This is a genomic window from Shimia sp. FJ5, assembly GCF_032918335.1.
Lineage (GTDB): Bacteria > Pseudomonadota > Alphaproteobacteria > Rhodobacterales > Rhodobacteraceae > Shimia > Shimia aestuarii_A.
The window spans coordinates 16,060-34,092 of the sequence record NZ_JAWJUV010000011.1; the positions used below are offsets into that span (position 1 = coordinate 16,060).

The following is an 18,033-nucleotide window of genomic DNA, read 5'->3' on the forward strand; positions in this document are numbered from 1 at the left end:
AAACTTCGCGACGCTCATGGTTGCCACCGGACTCATGATCTGCTCGGTCACCGCGGAAGCGAGAGAGCTACGTGATCCGGTCGTTGTAGGCGCAGCAGAAGTGCGGTTGTTCGGATTCAAGCTCTACGATGCACGATTGTTGACGCCCGGCGGGCGAACCTACGATCCTGACCGTCCACACGCTCTCGAGCTGCGCTATGCAAGGTCATTCGATCGCGAGTCACTCCTACGTGCGACGAGGAAGGAACTGGAACGCATCCAAGGTGGCCAGCAAGGTGTCGATCAAGCAATGGATCGGTTGCGTCCGTGCTTTCGAGACGTTTCATCCGGGGATCGATTCAAGGCTACTGCGCACGCTCCGAATAACCTCTCGTTTCACCTCAATGGTCGTCAGACCTGCGTTGTGGAGGGCCCCTCCCTTGCGCGAAGGTTCCTTGCCATTTGGCTATCGGATAGCGCGCGCGATCCGGGGCTCTCGCGAAAGCTACGAGGCGTTGGCGCGGGCCAATGACGCATCTTTGGCGTGTGATGATATTTGCTATCGTACCGGCAGTCGCGGGAATACCGCTCTATTTGCATTTGCCGCGATATGCCTCGACCGAGCTTGGGCTCGATCTTGCGGTTGTTGCGGGGCTTTTGTTGTTCTTGAGGGTCTTTGATTTCGTTCAGGATCCTTTGCTCGGCAAACTCGTCGAAGCTTGCCAAGATAGGCTACCCCTGCTTGCGGCGCTCGCTAGCTTTGGGCTTGGGGTCGGTTTCATCATGGTATACGCTGTAGAGCCGCCTTTCGCGCCTTTGGCTTGGCTGCTCGTGTCGCTTCTACTGCTTTTTACGGCCTTTAGCTTGGCGACGATCCTTTTCTATAGCCAGAGCATTGCGATTGCAGGTGAGCGCGCAAACCTGCCGAGGCTTGCTGCCTGGCGCGAGGTAGGTTCGATTTCTGGTATTGTGATTGGCGCCTCGCTTCTTCCACTTGGCGCTTTCCTCTGGGGAAGTGTAAATGCCTACACCTTCTTTGGCCTCGCGCTTGCCGTTCTTATCGCAATGGCTTGGGCCATCTCTCTCCCTCTTTGGAAGATGCGGGGACCAGCGACCCCCAAACTACGTTTCTCTGACTTGAGGCAGGCGGGCGGAGGGCGTTTGCTTGTTCTGGCATTTATCAACAATCTGCCAGTGGCGGTCACTTCAACTCTCTTCCTCTTCTTCGTTGAGGACAGGTTGCAGCTTCCGGGCGCGGCTGGTGGTTTCCTTGTCTTGTTCTTCCTAGCCGCCGCGGCGTCGGTTCCGCTTTGGTCACGCCTGATAGTGAAGTTCGGAGCGCGTCAGTCGCTTTTGTGGGCTATGGCCCTCGCGATCTTATCTTTTAGTGGAACTGCGTTTCTTCCAGAAGGTGCGGCGCTTCTATTCGCGGGGATTTGTCTTGCATCCGGCGCGGCGCTGGGCGGTGATATGGTGATCCTACCAGCTCTTTTTTCGGCTCGGTTGGATGCGGCTGGTCTCTCGCAGACGGGGGCTTTTGGCTGGTGGGGGGCGTCGATCAAGGTTGCGCTTGCCATGGCCGCAGCGATGACTTTGCCGATCCTCGATTGGTCGGGCTTTCGACCCGACGGTGACAATACAGCGTCGGCGCTGCTGAGTTTGACGCTTCTATATGCGGTGATCCCCTGTTTCCTGAAAATCGGCGCGGTGGCCCTTGTGCTGCGCCTGCCATCTCATGAGGTTTCAATATGAAGTCGCTTCTGATTATCCTTATTCTTATCATTGTCGCTATTGTCCTGCTCAAGCTAGCGATTGGATTTCATACACAAAGGCCGTCGCACTATGCAGGCACAGGCCCTGCCTTTGATCTGCGCAAGCATCTGTCTGGCCCAATGAAATCCGAAGGTATGATCTATGGCCCGCGCGGGCGCGTGTCTTCAAGGTTCGTCGCAGATATGAACGGCACCTGGGAAGGCGAGACAGGCACTCTAACCGAAGATTTCGTCTATGCGGGGAGTGGGCAAGAACAAGCGCGTCGTTGGTCGCTGATGATCGGTGAGAACGGGAAGTTCACTGCGACCGCCCCTGATGTGATTGGCACGGCACACGGTGAGGTGTCTGGGGCGACTGTGCGTCTGACATACCGGATCAAACTTCTCGAAGATGCTGGCGGGCATGTCCTTGATGTCACGGACTGGATGTATCTGATGGAGAATGGTGTCATCATGAATCGCTCTGAGATGCGCAAGTATGGTGTCAAAGTTGCAGAGCTGATTGCCACGATCCGCCCGGTGTCGCCATGAATCTCAACGGCAAGACCTACTGGATTATTGGCGCGTCCGAAGGCCTTGGGTTGGCGCTTGCGCGGCTTCTGTCCGCCGAAGGCGCACAGGTTATCCTGTCTGCGCGCAATTCGGAGCGCCTACAGGAAATGGAGAAAGAGATCGACGGAGCCCGAGGTGTCGCAATGGATGTGACGGATGGGGAGTCTGTTGCACAAGCAGTGGAGCAGGTCGGGGAGGTCGACGGGATCGTCTATTCGGTAGGCCTCTATGATCCAATGCCTGCGCAGGATTGGGATGCAGAACGGGCGCTATCCATTGCCGAGGCCAACTACATGGGGGCGCTGCGGGTGCTCGGCCATATCGTGCCTGGGATGGCCCGAAGAAAAGACGGGCACATCGTGCTTGTCGGGTCTTTGGCCGGTTTCTCGGGGCTTCCTGGCGCCATTGGATATGCTTCCAGCAAGGCCGCTCTTATGCATCTCGCGGAAGACATGTATGCAGACCTGCATCGGAGTGGTGTTCGCGTCCAACGCGTCAATCCGGGGTTCATTCGAACACGTTTGACGGCAAAGAACGAATTCACCATGCCTCAGATCATGGAGCCAGAAGGCGCGGCTCGTCATGTGTTGCGGGCGATGCGATCTGGCCGGTTTTCGACAAGCTTCCCTAAGCCGTTTGCCTTGTTGTTTATGGGGTCAAAATTTCTGCCTCGGCGTCTTTTTCTTAGGCTGATGGGGGCCTGAATGGGTTCTTTGCTCTGTTGGTGTTTCTGATGTATGGAGAGGCCTTCCGAATGGAAAGCGCGAGTCATGACCCAACATCGTTCCGAACTTCTTATGCCGGCTGGCAACCTTCGAAAGCTCAAGATGGCTGTCCTCTACGGGGCGGATGCCGTGTATCTAGGGACGCCTGACCTCAGCCTGAGAACAAAATCCGAGTTCTCGCTGGAGGACGTTATCGCTGGGGTGGAGTTCTGCCATGCACATGGTCGCAGGGCGTATCTGACGCTCAACCTCTTTTCGCACAACAAGGATATTCCCAAGCTTGATGAATACCTTGAGACGGTGCGCAAGGTGAAGCCGGATGGGCTAATCATCTCTGACCCGGGTGTGTTTCAATATGTCCGCGAACGCGCGCCGGAGATCTCGCTTCATGTTTCGACGCAAGCCAATATCGCCTCTTGGCTAACCACGCAGTTCTGGCAGTCGCAGGGAGCCGACCTTGTCGTTCTCGCCCGCGAGGTGTCTTTTCCAGAGCTTGAAGAAATTCGTGAGAAATGCCCGGATATCAAGCTCGAAGCCTTCGTGCATGGCGCGATGTGCATGACCTATTCGGGGCGATGCCTTTTGTCGAACTTCATGGCTGAGCGCGGTGCCAACCAAGGGAACTGCGCCAATTCCTGTCGTTGGAACTACAAGTTCCATATGCGCCTAAAAGATGGGACAGTTCAGGAACTGATCGTCGATGAAGACAACCTCGATATGTTTGAATTCTTGCTCGAAGAAGGGGTGCGTCCAGGTGAATTCCTGCCGATTCAGGAAGACGAACGCGGGAGTTATATTCTGAACTCTAAAGACCTTTGCCTTCTGCCGAAGCTTGATGACTACCTGCGCATCGGCGTCGATAGCCTCAAAGTCGAAGGGCGCGGCAAATCGGAATACTATGCCGCGATTGTTGCGCGCGCCTATCGCATGGCGATCGATGACTACTATGCCGATCCGGAAAACTGGAATGCGGCAGACTACATGGAAGAGCTTGAGACCGTGGGCAATCGTGGCTACACGCTCGCATTTCACAAGGGACGCCTTACAAATCTAGCGCATGGCTACGAACACACTCAGGCAATCGCGCAATGGGAATATGCGGGAGTCGTGACGGAAGTCACCGATGACGCGTTCCACGTCGAAGTGAAGAACAAGCTCGAGCCTGGCGATGTGATTGAGATCGTATCACCCACCGCGCGCAATACGGTTTTGCTTCGCGCTTATGAGTATGAGGTCGCAGAAACCGGAGAGATCAAAGACGTGATCCACGGTAGCACCAAGACAATCATCCGTTTGCCTTTCTCCCTTTTTGAGCATGAGGATGCCGATGATCTTCGTGCAAACTTTCCTGTGTTTACCGTTCTGAGAAAAGAGCGCGCCCTGACTGAAGAGCAATGGGCGCGCCTCAAACTCGACAAAACGGCGCTGGCGATGGAAGTGAAGGACACGACGGGCGAAACTGCCTATCGCCGCCGCCGCGACGCGCTTGTCGAGGCAATTGAGAGTGATGCGAATACGCGCCGTTTCAAAACAAACCGTGTCGGCACCGAAGGGTGTTGTGGCAAGGGCTGCAACGGTTGCTTGATTTTCTGGCAAGACGACAGTTATGCCAAGGCGCGTGAAATCCTTCTTCAGCGCAAGCAAGGGGCCATGCTGACAAAGGCGGAAGCTGCTGCTTTTCGCCTTCCTGCGGCTGAGTAGGTGCCCTGTGTCCGCTTTTCGCCTAACGCTCTCAGGAACAAAGCGTTTTGCTAAGCCTCACGAATTCGTTAGAAGGGTGTCGGGGACAATATATAGCCGTCAGACCGATACCCGAGGGTGTGGGCGGAGGACTTAATGCAAGAAAAACGCTCCAGCTTTCTGGACTATGCTGAACGCAGATACAGGTTGGCGGGCAGCGCCTTGGTAGAAGGAGGGAACCATCCCTACTTCGTTGAGACGGATTTGCTTGAAGAATCTGCCGATCAGTGGCCGGAGGGTTTTCTAAGCCTCTCGCACTATGACTATCTTGGTATGATGCAGGATCCGGAAGTCACAGCGGCCGCCAAGAGCGCGATCGATCACTTTGGAACCGGTGCAGGCGGGTCGCGGCTCGTCGGAGGAGAGCGCAGTATCCATCGCGCTTTCGAGAAGGAACTTGCCGCTTTTCTTGGGGTTGGAGGTGTCCTTTCGATTATCTCCGGTTACCTGACTAATATGTCGATCATCGGGCATGTGATGACGGGGAGAGACCTCGTCATCGCGGACGAGTTGGCGCACAATTCGATCATTTCCGGATGCAAGGCCGCGAAGTGCACTTTCTTGACCTACCCACACAATGATCTGGAGGCCTTGAACGCTCTGCTCGGCGAGCGGCGGCAAGAATTCGGGCGCGTGCTCATTGCGACAGATGGGCTCTTTTCGATGGATGGGGACATTACCGACCTTCCAAGGTTGCTCGAGATCAAGGACGCGCATGACGCATGGCTTCTTCTCGATGAAGCACATTCATATGGTGTCTTGGGGGAAACGGGTCGCGGCCTTTCTGAACACTTCGGCGTAGATCCCAAGCGCATTGAGCTAGCAGTCGGAACACTTTCAAAGAGTTTCGGTGCGTCGGGAGGTTTCATCGCTGCGGAGGCGCGCATTGTTGAGTGGTTGAAGTTCACTCTTCCGGGTTTTGTTTATTCCGTCGGCCTCGCCCCCTCGACGGTTGCATCGGCGCGCGCGGCGCTCGGCGTTCTAAGACGTGAGCCAGAACGCGTAGCCAGATTGCGCGAGAATTCACGCATGTTCCTCAATATGGCACAAGCGGCAGGCCTCGACACCGGAGATGCCATAGGCGAGGCCGTCGTCCCTGTGTTGTTCGAGAGTCCCGAAGAGTGCGTCTTTGTCGCCGGAGCGCTCTTGCAGCAAGGTATCTACACACCTCCAGTGGTGCATGTCGGGATTCCGAAAGACGCGCCGCGCATTCGGTGCTTCATCTCGGCAAAACACAGCCAAAAAGATTTCGAGCGGACTGTGAGCGCAATCCTTGCCGCGCGCGCTGCGTTTCAATCAGCCAGTATCGAGGGGCTGCGCGCGAGTTAAGTGAGATGATCGGGCTTTCACCATATTGGCTGTTGAGGCAGGCCCTGCTGCTTGGGTGCATCCTGTTGTTGTGCACTATGGCGCCGCATGTGGCCAGCGCGGATCCTTCACTCGATCTCATCGAATCCAAGGAGACAAAGCGCCTCCCGGTTGTTCAGCCGAAATGGCCACGTCCGAACGATGCTGGGCAGGTCTTCTACATCCAGAGGTCCATGAACCCTAATACCGTGGTCTATCGTGCGCGATATGATGCCTCGGGTGATTTGATATCCAGCCGTCCTTTGGATGCCTATTGGAGGCGCTATGCCGAAGAAGGGCAAACGCGCCGACTGAAGGTGGTCGAGCGGTTGTTTGCATATGGTATCTCGGCACGCGCGCTTCGCAGCGGTGAAGGCTTCGCCGCGCGCTTTGCAGCTCTTCCGAAGCTCGCGCCCGAACTGCGTCAGGAAGCACCGTTTAAATCGGCGCTTTGGGTGCGTATTCAGGGGCGTGAGTATCGGTTGATCTACGGGTATCTCGATCTGGACGAAAGTGGCCTGATTGCCAAAGTTGTTCGCCTTCGCCTATTTACATTCGATCCTAAAAAGGATGCATACGTGACGCACATGATTTCCGTTTCGGGTGGAGACATTCGCCAATGACTGCTCAAGAATCCAAGTTTATTCGCACCGCGATTGTCGGTGTCGGCAATTGCGCCAGCTCTCTCATTCAGGGTGTGAGCTATTGCCGTGCAAGGGGCGAAGACGCTGTCGGCGTGAGTTTCCCTGAGCTCGCGGGCTATACGCCTGCGGATGTTGAACTTGTAGCCGGGTTTGACGTAGACGCGCGCAAGGTCGGTCGGACACTCGGCGAAGCGGCGATGGCAGCCCCGAACTGCACCGAGCGGTTCTACACAGAGTTGAGCGATCAGACCGCGACAGTACACCGAGGGCCTGATCTCGACGGTGTCGCGGCGCACATGCTTGCCCGCCCCGAAGATCGTAGTTTCCGGCTTTCCGATACACCGGCTCTGGACAAGGATGAGATCATTGCGATCCTGAAGGAGACGGCTGCGGAGGTCATGATTATCTTCTTGCCTGTCGGATCGCAGAAAGCAGTCGAGTTCTATGTTGAGTGTGCGCTTGAAGCGGGCGTTGCCGTCGTGAACGGCATTCCGGTCTTCATTGCGTCCAACCCCGTGTGGGCGGCACGTTTCGAAAAGGCCGGCATTCCCTGTCTCGGCGACGATTTTAAAGCACAGCTTGGCGCGACAATCGTGCACCGCACGCTTGCCAATCTTGCAGAGATGCGTGGTGTGGAAATCGACCGAACCTATCAGCTCAACGTGGGCGGCAACACGGACTTCCTCAATATGTCGGAGCAGGCCCGCCTGACGAGCAAACGCGAGAGCAAGACAGAAGCGGTACAGGCCGTTATGGAAGATCGTCTTGCGGATGATGACATTCGTATTGGACCGTCTGACTACATCCCTTGGCTCAATGATCGCAAGGTCGCTTATGTGCGGCTTGAAGGTCGTTTGTTCGGGGGGGCTCGGACGAATATTGAACTTCGTCTCGACGTAGAAGATAGCCCAAACGCGGCCGCAGAAGCGCTCACAGCAATCCGGTGTGCGCGTATCGCTCGGGACCGTGGACTCTCTGGTCCGGTAAATGCTGCGAGTGCGTTTCTGTTCAAGCACCCGCCTGAACAGGTTGAAGATACCAACGCGCATGACCTCGTGCTGAAATTCGCCGCAGGCGAAGACGTGTAAGGCATATGCCCGTCGCTTACATAACCGGCGGGTCAAGTGGCATTGGCTTGGCTGCCGCACGGCAACTTGCGGAGCAGGGATACAACCTCGCTCTTTTCGCGCGCGGCAAAGGCCGCCTTGATGAGGCGAAGAACAGTCTTGAAACGAACTTCCCTGCTTGCCGTGTCGAGGTATTTCCGGTCGATGTGAGCGAGAAGGCTGAACTCCTACAGGCGATTCAGCGCGCGATCGCGGCGCTGGGCGTTCCTGAGGTGGCGATCGCAAGTGCAGGCGTTGCTGTTCCGGGCCTATTCGTGGAACAGGACTGTGAGCTTGCAGAGCGCCATATGGCTGTCAACTACTATGGGAGCTATCACTTTGTGAAAGCGCTTGCGCCCGAGATGGCAAAGTCGGGACATGGGCGCATCGGGTTGATATCCTCTGGCGCAGCCTTCTTTGGGATCTATGGGTATAGTGCCTATGCTCCGACGAAGTTCGCCATTCGTGCTTTGGCAGAAGTGCTGCGGATCGAGCTTGCTCCATTGGGACTCTCAGTCACGCTTTGTTACCCGCCGGATACTGAGACCCCGCAACTTGAAGAAGAGAAACGCACCAAGCCGCGCGCGACGCAGATCATCACCGACGGTGGTGGTTTGTGGCAGCCTGAAGATGTGGCAAAGCGGCTCCTGAGAGGAATGCACCGCGGAGCAGCGACAGTTGCGATCGGTTGGCAGCTGAAGATGCTTCTTTGCTTTGGAGGCGTCCTCGCACCGGCCCTGAGATGGCATCAGAACCGGATCGTGCGCAAGGTCGAGAAATGAGCGGGTTGCAAGTGGGCCAATTGGCTTGGGTTGCAGCAGCATTGCTTTGCTGCGGTCTCATGGTGCTGGGCGGACTGATGCTTACACCGCGCGGCCGGCCGCTCGCAAAATCTCTGGCAGGCTCCGCTGGAAGCCTTGTTCTCACCATGGGCATTTTGTTTGCGGCGTTCCTTGGTGGAACCTGGGTGCTCGGGGCGTTCTTTCTCGCCTTGGCTGTTCGGGTCGGGTTCGAAGCGGGGAAGGTCCGTCTTGGCGAGGAAGCCAGCAAGGTGCTTGCTCTGGGAGCTGGTGGGATAGCGTTGATTGCCATGATCAGCCCGATAGGAGCGATTGCTCTCTCAGGGCTCTGGATGGTGCTGTTCGGGCGCTTGATTGGGCTGTCGTGGAGTGCAGAGAGCCGGTTCCAACCCTATGTCGAACTGGCGGTCTATCCGGTTCTTCCGGTCGCCCTCTTGGCGCACGGCGCCCTTGATGAGGGGCTTCGACCAATCATTCTTGTTGCCTATATCCTGATCGAGACGTTTGACAGCTATGCACTCGTGTTCGGCAAGCTTTTCGGGCGCCACAAAGCCTTTCCTCAACTTAGCCCGCGCAAGACGGTAGAAGGTCTCTTCGGCGGGGCGGTCATCCTTGTGCTGACCGTTGTCTTGGTCTCGACAGCAATGAGTCTCCCCCCTGTAGGTGCGGCAGGACTAGCAGCCTTGGTGGGTATATTGGGCCTTGCCGGAGATCTCAGTGCGTCGCGTCTCAAGCGAGTTGGTGGTGTGAAGGATTTCCCTGTGGTTCTTGGTCATCAGGGAGGTGCCCTGGATATTTTTGACAGCTGGATTGCAGCGGGTGCTGGGTTGAGCCTCTTGTCGATCCTCTTCGTACTATCATGATCCTCTTGCGTCCTAGGGCAGGCGCGTTGACAATCAGACTATGATCCGTGTTGGCCCCGTCACTCGTATTCTCGCACGCCCCACCCTTGCAAGGCTGGGTCTCTTGTTGGTTTTGGTAGTGGCGGTGTTTCTGGCTGAGAGCTTCACCACTCTTATGGAAGAGGCTTTGCGGTATGGCGGTGGGAGTGCTGATGTACTGCTTCTCTTGGCATATCAGGCGCCAGAGATCGTCGATCTGGCCCTTGCGCTCGGCGTCCTGATTGCGTTGTTTTTTGCACTGTGGGACGCGCGGGATCGTGGCGAGCTCGTTGTGCTCGCGACGAGCGGCGTCGGGTGGCCAAATGTTCTTGGCTTTGCGCTTATTCTCGGGGTTCTCGGTGGGATCTTATCGATTGGCGTAGCGGGCTATGTCATTCCCACCGCGCGTTACGCCGAGCGGATTGCAATGGCGGATCTTCGATCTGACCACGTCCTGCGTGAGATCACGGCGCCCGGACCGCGTAACTCGCGACAAACCATTAACAAGATGACTTACATCGCAACACCGCCAACAGATGAAGCTCAACTACGGGGCCAACTCTTCGCGTTCCAAATGCACCCGGATCAATCCTGGCGCGCTGGGCAATCCCGTGATTGGGATGTCATTGGTCCCGACGAAGACGGGAACTACGTGATCAAACTCAATACGACTGTCGCGTATACCTCTCCCGGCTTTGGTTCAGATACCGAAGAGCCGCCCGCCGTATCAACTGTGCGGGTTCGCAATACCGGGGTCGATTTTCGTATGGAGGAAGTCTTGCCAGTCGCGAAAAAAGCGCACAGGGACAACGAGAGCCCCGTGTCTCTGATGCCTGGCGTGGACCCCCGTCTGGGCAACGTCCTTACGCGCGGCCTTCTTGTGCCGATGGCGGCGCTTCTAGCGGTTGCCGCGGTTCTTGCTTCTGGCCAAAGTTTCCTGCGCTTTTTGACGCTACCCGCTGCAGCGTTGCTTCTGCTGTTGTTTGATGTGCTGGGGCGAACCGTAGTGCGCGATCTTCTTGATGTTTTGCCCTTCTGGCAGTTGGTGTGCGGGGCATGCCTCGCCTATCTCGGCCCTTCGCTCGCGTTCGTGTTGATGAGAGGCGAGGCCGTGATGCTTCCCGTTCGGGGTAAGACATGAACTTGCGGACCCATATTGGAACTGCCGCGCGGCAGATTATCCTCTTGCATCTACGTATGATCGGTTTCGTGATGTTCGTTTTGCTAACGGTGGCAATTGCAATCGATCTGACCAACAACTTGGAAGATGTGCGTCGCCATGCAGAGCAAACGGGTGCTCCTTTCGTGCCACTTCTGGCCGAGTATCTCGGGTATCGAGCGATCGACATTGTGACGCGGTTGTTGCCGATGGCGAGCCTCGCGGGGGCGTTCTTGGCCGAGCTCTTGCGGCATCAACGGATGGAGAATGTTATTCTTTCCGCAGCGGGTGCCGGTCCCAGTCTCGTCTACGGGGCGCTTCTGACAGTGGCGCTGCTTATCGGGTCCGTCCAGGCGAGTTTGGAGGGGTGGTTGCGGCCCACCGCGATCTGGGCGCAGGTAGACCTCGATTTGGGTTCATATGCGGGGCGCTTTCGGCGCGGCTTGATTGGTCCCGAATGGTTCACGGATGAGACCCGCGCCATCCGCGCCACAGTCATGCGTAGCGATGTTCCTGAACTTCGCGATGTGATGGTCTTTGACGGTATCGAGCAGGAAACCCTGAACAGCATCGTCTTTGCCGAGACTGCGGTGCCGGGCGATACACCGACGGCTTGGATTCTACGAGATGTCGTGCTCTGGAAAGGGGAACCGGGAGCGGTCATGCAGCCGGAGCAACTGGAGAGCCTTGAGATGGTGTTTCCGCTCTTGCCGACCCATCTTCAATATCATGGGGTGCTCGGGTTCTATCTTCCGAGTGCCCCACTTCGAGAGATCGCGGATTTTCGGGAACGTGCTCAGTGGGCCGACGCCGAAACGGCCGTGGCGCGGAGGTATCTTGCGTTCTTGCTTCCCGGTGTCTTCGCATTCCTTGGAGCGACCTTGTCGCAGGCCGCGCGGAGCGGACGGTTCATTTCCTGGTGGCGCCTCCTGCCACTTGGCACGACGGGATATGTCACATTGGTATCGGTCAAGTCCTTTTGGGCGCTGGGTGAGTTTGGGGTGCTTGCGCCTTGGTTCTCTGCCGGTGCGCCTCTCGTGTTTGCCTTTTTGCTTGCCTGCCTTATCCAGTTGGCCCTGATGGGGCGGCTGTACCCTCCGCATCGTCGCCGAGCATACGAACCTCTCGTTGAGGAAAAGGAATACTGATGCCGTTGTCCTGAAACGCGTCCCAGAGTGCCAAGAAGACGTTGCCGCGGATGTTTGTCAGGCCACCAGTCGGATCTTCGATCCAGAAGCGGAGGATATAGTCGACCGAACTGTCTCCAAAACCAACGATATGGCAGACGGGCGCCTTTGGATGAGCGAGCACACGTTCTACGCTCTTAGCAGCATCGATTGCGATGCTGCGTACTTTGTGGGGGTCGTCGCTATAGGCCGTTCCAAAGTGGATATCGAGGCGGACAAAGGCATTTGAATGCGACCAGTTCACGACCTGACCGGTGATGAGATCCTCGTTCGGAATAAGGTATTCGCGCCCGTCTCTGGTCACCACACTGACATAGCGTGCGCCTAGGCTATTGATCCAGCCGAAGGTCTCTCCAAGACTGATCACATCACCGGGTTTGATCGACTTGTCGAGGAGAATGATGATGCCCGAGACGAGATTGGAGACGACCTTCTGAAGCCCGAAGCCTAGCCCGACCCCAATGAAACCGGACATGAAGGCGAGGCCGCGCATGTCGAAGCCGATCATTTCCATACCGATCAGGAAGGCGCCAGCATAAAGCAACACCTGGAGGAACTTCACGAAAAGCACCTGCATAGATGGTGATATGTCGGGGTTGCTGCGAATACGTTGCGCGGAATGGCGCGATAGGAAACGAGCAAGCGCTAGAGTCAGGCCAAGCATCACAGCGGCTTGCAACACGATCCAGAGGGAAATGCTGGTCTCTCCTACGGAGAATGCGATCTTCTCGAGAAGCTGAACTGCCTCTTCCGAGAGGCCTAAAATGGTCAGGGTGACCCAAATCCAGGCTCCGTAGCGAAGCGTGGCGCGCAGAAAGGCGTTCTGAACCACACGGAGAACGAGTACAACAACGAGCCAAGCGGTCGACAAGTTCGCCAAGACACCTAGTAGATAGGATCGGCTCGGCCAGGTCGTCTCGCGCATGATGAGCACGGCAATCCAGATAAGTACCACGAAGACGATCAGTCCGAGCCGTCGATGGGCCATCACGAGGTATCGGTAGCGCCATTTCGGCCAACCTTCCCGCGCTTTAAGCCATTCGTATAGGCGTGGCTTCAGGAAGCGAGAGATGAGATAGGCGGTGGCAAACAGGCCAAGTGCGATCGCGGCTTGATATGCATTCCATGGGCGCATGAGGCCGGTGCTGAAATCCAGAACCTGTTCCCAGACGCCGAGCGCGATCTCGCGTGCGTTCGGATCAGGCAGAGATTGTGCTGCTCCTTCTGCCAACTGGTTCAGTGGAGATGCGGATGCAGATGGTATTTCGGTTCCGGTCGTCGTTACTTCGGTCATGGTCTTCCCTGATGCACATGTAGCGTTGCATGGCTTGCCCCCTTGCTACAAGGCTTTCCGGCAGTTCCTCTTGCGAGACTCAGTCAACGGGTATATCTCGTCACGCATGACACGGATTTTCGACATGGATGACCGCGCACGCCTGCCTTGGCGTTTTTTTGGCGCGACGCTGACCGTTCTCGCTCGTCTATAAGGCGCGCCCAATCCTGTTGCCCAATCAAAACTCATGACAATCCAGGGGAGAGGACAGATGTCCCCCAAGACACTCTATGACAAAATCTGGGACGCACATGTCGCCCATGAAGCCGAAGACGGAACCTGCCTGCTCTATATCGACCGTCACCTCGTTCACGAAGTGACATCGCCGCAGGCTTTCGAGGGCCTTCGTATGGCGGGCCGTGGCGTGCGCGCACCGGAAAAAACAATCGCAGTGCCGGATCACAACGTGCCAACTACGCTTGATCGTGCCAAAGGCATCGATAACGAAGAAAGCCGTATTCAGGTCGACGCTCTCGACACGAATGCCAAGGAATTCGGCATCAACTACTACCCGGTGTCCGACGTGCGCCAAGGTATCGTGCATATTGTTGGCCCGGAACAAGGCTGGACGCTTCCCGGTATGACCGTGGTCTGTGGTGACTCACACACCGCTACGCACGGGGCCTTCGGTGCTCTTGCGCACGGGATTGGCACCTCTGAAGTAGAGCACGTTCTGGCAACCCAGACTTTGATTCAGAAGAAATCGAAGAACATGAAGGTCGAGATCACGGGCAAGCTGAAGCCAGGCGTGACCCCGAAAGACGTGACCCTCGCCATCATCGGCGCGACGGGGACTGCGGGCGGTACGGGCTACGTGATCGAATACTGTGGTGACGTGATCCGCGACATGTCGATGGAAGGCCGGATGACCGTTTGCAACATGGCGATCGAAGGTGGTGCGCGTGCGGGTCTGATCGCACCGGATGAGACTACCTTTGAATATGTCAAAGGCCGCCCCCACGCGCCCAAGGCCGGTCAGTATGAGCAGGCTGTCGCGTACTGGAAGACTCTCTTCACCGACGAAGGTGCCGAATTCGACAAGGTCGTGACTCTGCGTGGCGAAGATATCGAGCCTGTCGTAACTTGGGGAACATCACCCGAGGATGTGCTGCCGATCACTGCGGTTGTGCCGAAGCCCGAGGATTTCTCTGGTGGCAAGATCGACGCTGCACGTCGTGCAATCGAGTATATGGGTCTGACCCCGGGTCAGAAGTTGACTGATATCGAGATTGACACCGTCTTCATCGGCTCCTGCACCAACGGGCGTATTGAAGATCTGCGCGCCGTTGCGGACATCGTGAAGGGCAAAAAGGTCAAAGATGGAATGCGCGCCATGATCGTGCCGGGCTCTGGCCTCGTGCGAGCACAGGCTGAAGAAGAGGGCCTCGCAGACATCTTCAAGGAGGCCGGCTTTGAATGGCGTCTTGCTGGATGTTCCATGTGCCTTGCCATGAACCCTGATCAGCTTGCTCCCGAGGAGCGCTGTGCTTCGACATCGAACCGCAACTTCGAAGGGCGTCAGGGTTACAAGGGGCGGACGCACCTTGTATCGCCGGCAATGGCCGCTGCGGCTGCGTTGACTGGCAAGCTGACTGACGTGCGGGAGATGATGTAATGACCCCCACCGGGGCAAATACGGATTTGCTTCCGGTGGGAACGGTCTGGGTCGGGTCGCAGCTCAATTGGATCGCGCGCATGTCCTTGCAGTCTTTTCTGCACATGGGGCATCCGACGTTTCTCTTCCACACCGATGAGATCGAAGATCCAGGTCTGACAGGTCTTGAGTTGATCAACGTGCGCGAAGTTTGGGACTATCCTGACAAACTTCGCGAGCGTGTGAGCCCGACAGTCTTCTCTGATTTCTTCAGGCTGCGGATGATCCGGGATGAAAGGATGATCTGGGCAGATACAGACGTGTTCTGCTACCGACCGTTCGTGCCGAGAGAGGGCTATCTCGTTGGGCGCGAATATGGTGGCATGATTAACAACAACGTCTTGTTTCTGCCCGAGGACTCAGGTTCGCTCAAGGCTCTGATCGAGTGTTTTTCGGATCCCTCTTTCGTGCCGGACTGGCTGCCTTCGCACATTCGTGAGGAAGCGCTGGGTTTCGGTAAGGGGCGGCGGTTGTACGAAGCTTGTCGCCTTATCCCAAATACGGCGGGTCCGAGGGCCATGACGTATATGCTCCCGCTGCACGGAGAAGATCATCATGCGCATCCCGCGCATGTCCTCAATCCGTTGCCTTGGTCCATGGCCGATATCTATTTCAACCCGCATGGCGGGATGGACGGCTGGCTCAAAGAAGACACTATGGCCATTCATCTATACACTTCGCGTATCCGCGCGCTTCACAAGCGGGTGCGCCCCCTCAAAGGCAGTTTCATGTCGAATTTCGCAGAGAAGATCGGTTTCGATCTCGATGCCTGCGGTCTCAATAGGAACGCTGTTCAACGCGACATGACTTCATCAATTCCGGCATACCCGGAGATTTAATGCTGAACCCAGTGACCCGTGTTCGAACGGGTTTGGACAAGGAGAATAGCAATGGAAAAGTTCCAGAAACTTCAGGGCGTGGCGGCCCCCATGCCGCTGGTCAATATCGACACGGACATGATCATACCGAAGGTCTTCCTCAAGACGATCAAGCGGTCCGGACTTGGCGTGAATCTCTTCGACGAGATGCGCTATGATCGAGAAGGAAACGAGATCCCTGATTTCGTTCTCAACAAGCCGCAGTATCGCAATGCCGAAATCCTGGTTGCCGGAGACAACTTCGGTTGTGGTTCGAGCCGGGAGCATGCTCCTTGGGCAATTGCCGATTTTGGGATCAAATGCGTGATCTCGACCTCGTTCGCGGACATCTTCTTTAACAACTGCTTCAAGAACGGCATCCTCCCGATCGCTCTGCCGCAGGAACAAGTTGACCTCTTGATGGAAGATGCGGAGCGCGGCGAGAACGCCCGCATGACAATCGACCTTGAAGCGCAGGAAATCACGACCTCGGACGGTCAGGTCATTCCGTTTGACGTCGATACTTTCAAGAAGCACTGCCTTCTGAACGGACTAGATGACATTGGTCTGACCATGGAAAACGTATCGGCAATTGACGCTTTCGAGGCGAAGGCAGAGGCAGAGCGCCCCTGGGCCTGAAATAGCTATTCCAGTCGAATGTGCGATGGGGCGGCTTGAAATATGGCCGCCCTTCTTTGTCTTGTGTGAATGAATGCTGGGTAAATCGAAGCGTTCATGTCGTCCTAGCTATGACCAGAGTGCGATATGCGCTTGACGAGCAAGACTATTTTATTGGTGTAAACGAGCATCACTTCGCAATCGACAGGGTGCTGGTTTCTGCAACTCGGAAACTAGGGCTTGAGCCACGGTGGTAATAAAGGCAAGATTAAGGCGAGAATGAGGCGCCCCGTCTGAGCAGGCGGGATCAAGTTGGAACAAGCTCTCGGCAACGTATCGTGAGTGTCCAGTTTGAAGGAAAAGAGTTGTGGTCGGAAAACTGATTAGCGCATTGACGCGCGCAGTCCTTATGGCGTTGCTTTTTGCGACGCCTGCGCTCGTTCTGCCGAATGTCAGCACGGACTCGATCCACATCGTCGTCCTGTTCTCGCTCTTTGCCGGTGGCTTGATCCTGATCGAGTATTTCTCGACCTATCCAAGTATTGTCGAGTTCCGCTACGCACCGCCGTTCAATCGGCTCCGCTTCATCGCGCTCTACCTCACGGTCTTCACGCTTTCGATTGTCGCGCGTGGGCAGTATGAGCCCAATGCACTGACTGGTTTCTTGCGAACGCTCGGTGTGATTGTTGGGGATGCGATCGACTTTCCCTATTCCCCAGTGCGGCTCATGGTCATCATGTTGCCGGACAACGCGTCTGCAAACCTTGTTATTGCAGTGCGCACGGCCTCTGGCATTGCCTATCTCGTCTCACTCGCAACCTTGACGGTCTTCTTCTTCTACGTCCGTATTCTTGGCTGGCCTGCGCGCAATGGTGCCTTCAATGTCTGGGTTAACTTGCCTCTGTTCGATCCGACCGCTGGTGGCGATGTCCTTCCGCGTCTGCAACGGGATGGGCGTCTTAACATTGCGTTAGGATTCCTTATGCCATTCCTTATTCCAGCGATCGTTCAGATGATGTCGGACCTTGTCGACCCGATCTATCTCGACGATCCGATGACATTGATCTGGACGATAAGCGCATGGGCCTTCATCCCGGCAAGTCTGATCATGCGCGGCATGGCCATGGGGCGCGTCGCAGAGATGATCAACGAGAACAGGCGGCGTGCATATGCCGCTGCTCAGGCCATGCACGCCGCCTGATATTCGCGTTTTCTGTAGCGATTTGGGGGCTGGCACATACGGCTTTTGCTGATGTGCTTCGGATCGCGACTTTCCAGACAGAACTATCCCGAGATGGCCCCGGTCTTATGCTGCGCGATATTCTGAGGGGCGATCTGCAAGCGCGTGCCGTGGCGCGTGTGTTGGCGCATGTCCGCCCCGATATCGTTGTATTGCAAGGCATTGACTATGATGCTGCGGGACGTGGTTTGCAGGCTCTGAGGGAAACTGTTGCCGAAGAGGGGTTGCTGCTTCCCCATCAGTTCGCCTTGCGCCCAAACACAGGGATGGCCACTGACCTTGACCTGAATGGCGATGGACGCAGGGGCGGACCACGAGATGCGCAAGGATACGGTCGTTTCTCTGGGCATCGTGGTATGGCGATCCTATCGCGATGGCCCATCGATCAGAGCGAGGTAGAGGACTTTAGTCGTCGGTTGTGGAGGGATATGCCCGGCGC

Annotated in this window: 18 protein-coding genes; 17 read left to right on the forward strand and 1 reads right to left on the reverse strand. The window is 56.5% G+C overall.

Features of this window, described 5'->3' with window-relative positions; translation table 11 throughout:
* Window positions 1–34: 34 nt before the first annotated feature.
* From R1W01_RS18430 to R1W01_RS17900, 12 genes are all read left to right on the forward strand, one after another.
* Entirely contained in the window at window positions 35–511 is a 477-nt protein-coding gene (locus R1W01_RS18430) for a chalcone isomerase family protein (protein WP_411028177.1), read from the forward strand.
* Window positions 508–1,731: an MFS transporter gene (locus R1W01_RS17850; RefSeq protein WP_243613651.1), complete on the forward strand. Its 1,224-nt coding sequence runs from the start codon at window positions 508–510 to the stop codon at window positions 1,729–1,731. The genes R1W01_RS18430 and R1W01_RS17850 overlap by 4 nt, the downstream gene beginning before the upstream one ends.
* Complete coding sequence (locus R1W01_RS17855) at window positions 1,728–2,282, forward strand: DUF3833 domain-containing protein (RefSeq protein WP_243613652.1); 555 nt, start codon at window positions 1,728–1,730, stop codon at window positions 2,280–2,282. Before R1W01_RS17850 ends, R1W01_RS17855 begins: the two co-directional genes overlap by 4 nt.
* Window positions 2,279–3,007, forward strand: coding sequence for an SDR family NAD(P)-dependent oxidoreductase (locus R1W01_RS17860; RefSeq protein ID WP_297758262.1), 729 nt, complete (start codon window positions 2,279–2,281; stop codon window positions 3,005–3,007). Before R1W01_RS17855 ends, R1W01_RS17860 begins: the two co-directional genes overlap by 4 nt.
* A gap of 66 nt (window positions 3,008–3,073) precedes the next feature.
* Window positions 3,074–4,729, forward strand: coding sequence for a U32 family peptidase C-terminal domain-containing protein (locus R1W01_RS17865; protein WP_297758257.1), 1,656 nt, complete (start codon window positions 3,074–3,076; stop codon window positions 4,727–4,729).
* Window positions 4,730–4,864: 135 nt separating this feature from the next.
* The gene (locus tag R1W01_RS17870) at window positions 4,865–6,097 is read left to right on the forward strand and encodes an aminotransferase class I/II-fold pyridoxal phosphate-dependent enzyme (protein ID WP_297758252.1); all 1,233 of its coding nucleotides are present in this window, start codon (window positions 4,865–4,867) and stop codon (window positions 6,095–6,097) included.
* A gap of 5 nt (window positions 6,098–6,102) precedes the next feature.
* Entirely contained in the window at window positions 6,103–6,738 is a 636-nt protein-coding gene (locus tag R1W01_RS17875; RefSeq protein WP_243613656.1) for a DUF4833 domain-containing protein, read from the forward strand.
* On the forward strand, window positions 6,735–7,847 hold the full coding sequence (locus tag R1W01_RS17880; protein ID WP_243613657.1) for an inositol-3-phosphate synthase: 1,113 nt from the start codon (window positions 6,735–6,737) through the stop codon (window positions 7,845–7,847). The genes R1W01_RS17875 and R1W01_RS17880 overlap by 4 nt, the downstream gene beginning before the upstream one ends.
* A gap of 5 nt (window positions 7,848–7,852) precedes the next feature.
* The gene (locus R1W01_RS17885; RefSeq protein WP_297758245.1) at window positions 7,853–8,647 is read left to right on the forward strand and encodes an SDR family oxidoreductase; all 795 of its coding nucleotides are present in this window, start codon (window positions 7,853–7,855) and stop codon (window positions 8,645–8,647) included.
* The gene (locus R1W01_RS17890) at window positions 8,608–9,528 is read left to right on the forward strand and encodes a phosphatidate cytidylyltransferase (RefSeq protein WP_297758242.1); all 921 of its coding nucleotides are present in this window, start codon (window positions 8,608–8,610) and stop codon (window positions 9,526–9,528) included. Before R1W01_RS17885 ends, R1W01_RS17890 begins: the two co-directional genes overlap by 40 nt.
* A gap of 40 nt (window positions 9,529–9,568) precedes the next feature.
* Complete coding sequence (locus R1W01_RS17895) at window positions 9,569–10,687, forward strand: LptF/LptG family permease (RefSeq protein WP_297758239.1); 1,119 nt, start codon at window positions 9,569–9,571, stop codon at window positions 10,685–10,687.
* A complete protein-coding gene (locus R1W01_RS17900) occupies window positions 10,684–11,853 on the forward strand; it encodes an LptF/LptG family permease (protein WP_297758235.1) in 1,170 nt (389 codons plus the stop codon). Before R1W01_RS17895 ends, R1W01_RS17900 begins: the two co-directional genes overlap by 4 nt.
* On the opposite strand, the gene R1W01_RS17905 is transcribed toward R1W01_RS17900, so the two are convergent.
* Window positions 11,768–13,186 (reverse strand): mechanosensitive ion channel family protein, encoded by a 1,419-nt coding sequence (locus R1W01_RS17905; RefSeq protein WP_297758232.1) that lies wholly within the window; start codon window positions 13,184–13,186, stop codon window positions 11,768–11,770. The two genes, R1W01_RS17900 and R1W01_RS17905, sit on opposite strands and share 86 nt — an antisense overlap.
* A 250-nt stretch (window positions 13,187–13,436) precedes the next feature.
* On the opposite strand from R1W01_RS17905, the gene leuC reads away from it, so the two are divergent.
* The 5 genes from leuC to R1W01_RS17930 form a co-directional block, all read left to right on the forward strand.
* Window positions 13,437–14,840 carry a 3-isopropylmalate dehydratase large subunit gene (gene leuC, locus R1W01_RS17910; RefSeq protein ID WP_297758229.1) on the forward strand — a complete coding sequence of 468 codons (1,404 nt, stop codon included), beginning with the start codon at window positions 13,437–13,439 and terminating at the stop codon, window positions 14,838–14,840.
* Window positions 14,840–15,718 (forward strand): hypothetical protein, encoded by an 879-nt coding sequence (locus R1W01_RS17915; RefSeq protein WP_297758226.1) that lies wholly within the window; start codon window positions 14,840–14,842, stop codon window positions 15,716–15,718. The genes leuC and R1W01_RS17915 overlap by 1 nt, the downstream gene beginning before the upstream one ends.
* Before the next feature lie 51 nt (window positions 15,719–15,769).
* Window positions 15,770–16,375 carry a 3-isopropylmalate dehydratase small subunit gene (leuD, locus tag R1W01_RS17920; protein ID WP_243613665.1) on the forward strand — a complete coding sequence of 202 codons (606 nt, stop codon included), beginning with the start codon at window positions 15,770–15,772 and terminating at the stop codon, window positions 16,373–16,375.
* A 346-nt stretch (window positions 16,376–16,721) separates the two neighbouring features.
* On the forward strand, window positions 16,722–17,555 hold the full coding sequence (locus R1W01_RS17925; protein ID WP_243613666.1) for a hypothetical protein: 834 nt from the start codon (window positions 16,722–16,724) through the stop codon (window positions 17,553–17,555).
* A gap of 107 nt (window positions 17,556–17,662) precedes the next feature.
* Window positions 17,663–18,033 (forward strand): endonuclease/exonuclease/phosphatase family protein (locus R1W01_RS17930; RefSeq protein ID WP_317275419.1); only part of this gene is annotated, 371 nt, incomplete at its 3' end.

What these genes read in the sequence shown, in the direction of transcription:
- R1W01_RS18430 (WP_411028177.1), top strand. Translation starts at nt 35, where the DNA reads ATGATCTGCTCGGTCACCGCGGAAGCGAGAGAGCTACGTGATCCGGTC.
- R1W01_RS17850 (WP_243613651.1), top strand. Translation starts at nt 508, where the DNA reads ATGACGCATCTTTGGCGTGTGATGATATTTGCTATCGTACCGGCAGTC.
- R1W01_RS17855 (WP_243613652.1), top strand. Translation starts at nt 1,728, where the DNA reads ATGAAGTCGCTTCTGATTATCCTTATTCTTATCATTGTCGCTATTGTC.
- R1W01_RS17860 (WP_297758262.1), top strand. Translation starts at nt 2,279, where the DNA reads ATGAATCTCAACGGCAAGACCTACTGGATTATTGGCGCGTCCGAAGGC.
- R1W01_RS17865 (WP_297758257.1), top strand. Translation starts at nt 3,074, where the DNA reads ATGACCCAACATCGTTCCGAACTTCTTATGCCGGCTGGCAACCTTCGA.
- R1W01_RS17870 (WP_297758252.1), top strand. Translation starts at nt 4,865, where the DNA reads ATGCAAGAAAAACGCTCCAGCTTTCTGGACTATGCTGAACGCAGATAC.
- R1W01_RS17875 (WP_243613656.1), top strand. Translation starts at nt 6,103, where the DNA reads ATGATCGGGCTTTCACCATATTGGCTGTTGAGGCAGGCCCTGCTGCTT.
- R1W01_RS17880 (WP_243613657.1), top strand. Translation starts at nt 6,735, where the DNA reads ATGACTGCTCAAGAATCCAAGTTTATTCGCACCGCGATTGTCGGTGTC.
- R1W01_RS17885 (WP_297758245.1), top strand. Translation starts at nt 7,853, where the DNA reads ATGCCCGTCGCTTACATAACCGGCGGGTCAAGTGGCATTGGCTTGGCT.
- R1W01_RS17890 (WP_297758242.1), top strand. Translation starts at nt 8,608, where the DNA reads ATGGCATCAGAACCGGATCGTGCGCAAGGTCGAGAAATGAGCGGGTTG.
- R1W01_RS17895 (WP_297758239.1), top strand. Translation starts at nt 9,569, where the DNA reads ATGATCCGTGTTGGCCCCGTCACTCGTATTCTCGCACGCCCCACCCTT.
- R1W01_RS17900 (WP_297758235.1), top strand. Translation starts at nt 10,684, where the DNA reads ATGAACTTGCGGACCCATATTGGAACTGCCGCGCGGCAGATTATCCTC.
- R1W01_RS17905 (WP_297758232.1), bottom strand. Translation starts at nt 13,186, where the DNA reads ATGACCGAAGTAACGACGACCGGAACCGAAATACCATCTGCATCCGCA.
- leuC (WP_297758229.1), top strand. Translation starts at nt 13,437, where the DNA reads ATGTCCCCCAAGACACTCTATGACAAAATCTGGGACGCACATGTCGCC.
- R1W01_RS17915 (WP_297758226.1), top strand. Translation starts at nt 14,840, where the DNA reads ATGACCCCCACCGGGGCAAATACGGATTTGCTTCCGGTGGGAACGGTC.
- leuD (WP_243613665.1), top strand. Translation starts at nt 15,770, where the DNA reads ATGGAAAAGTTCCAGAAACTTCAGGGCGTGGCGGCCCCCATGCCGCTG.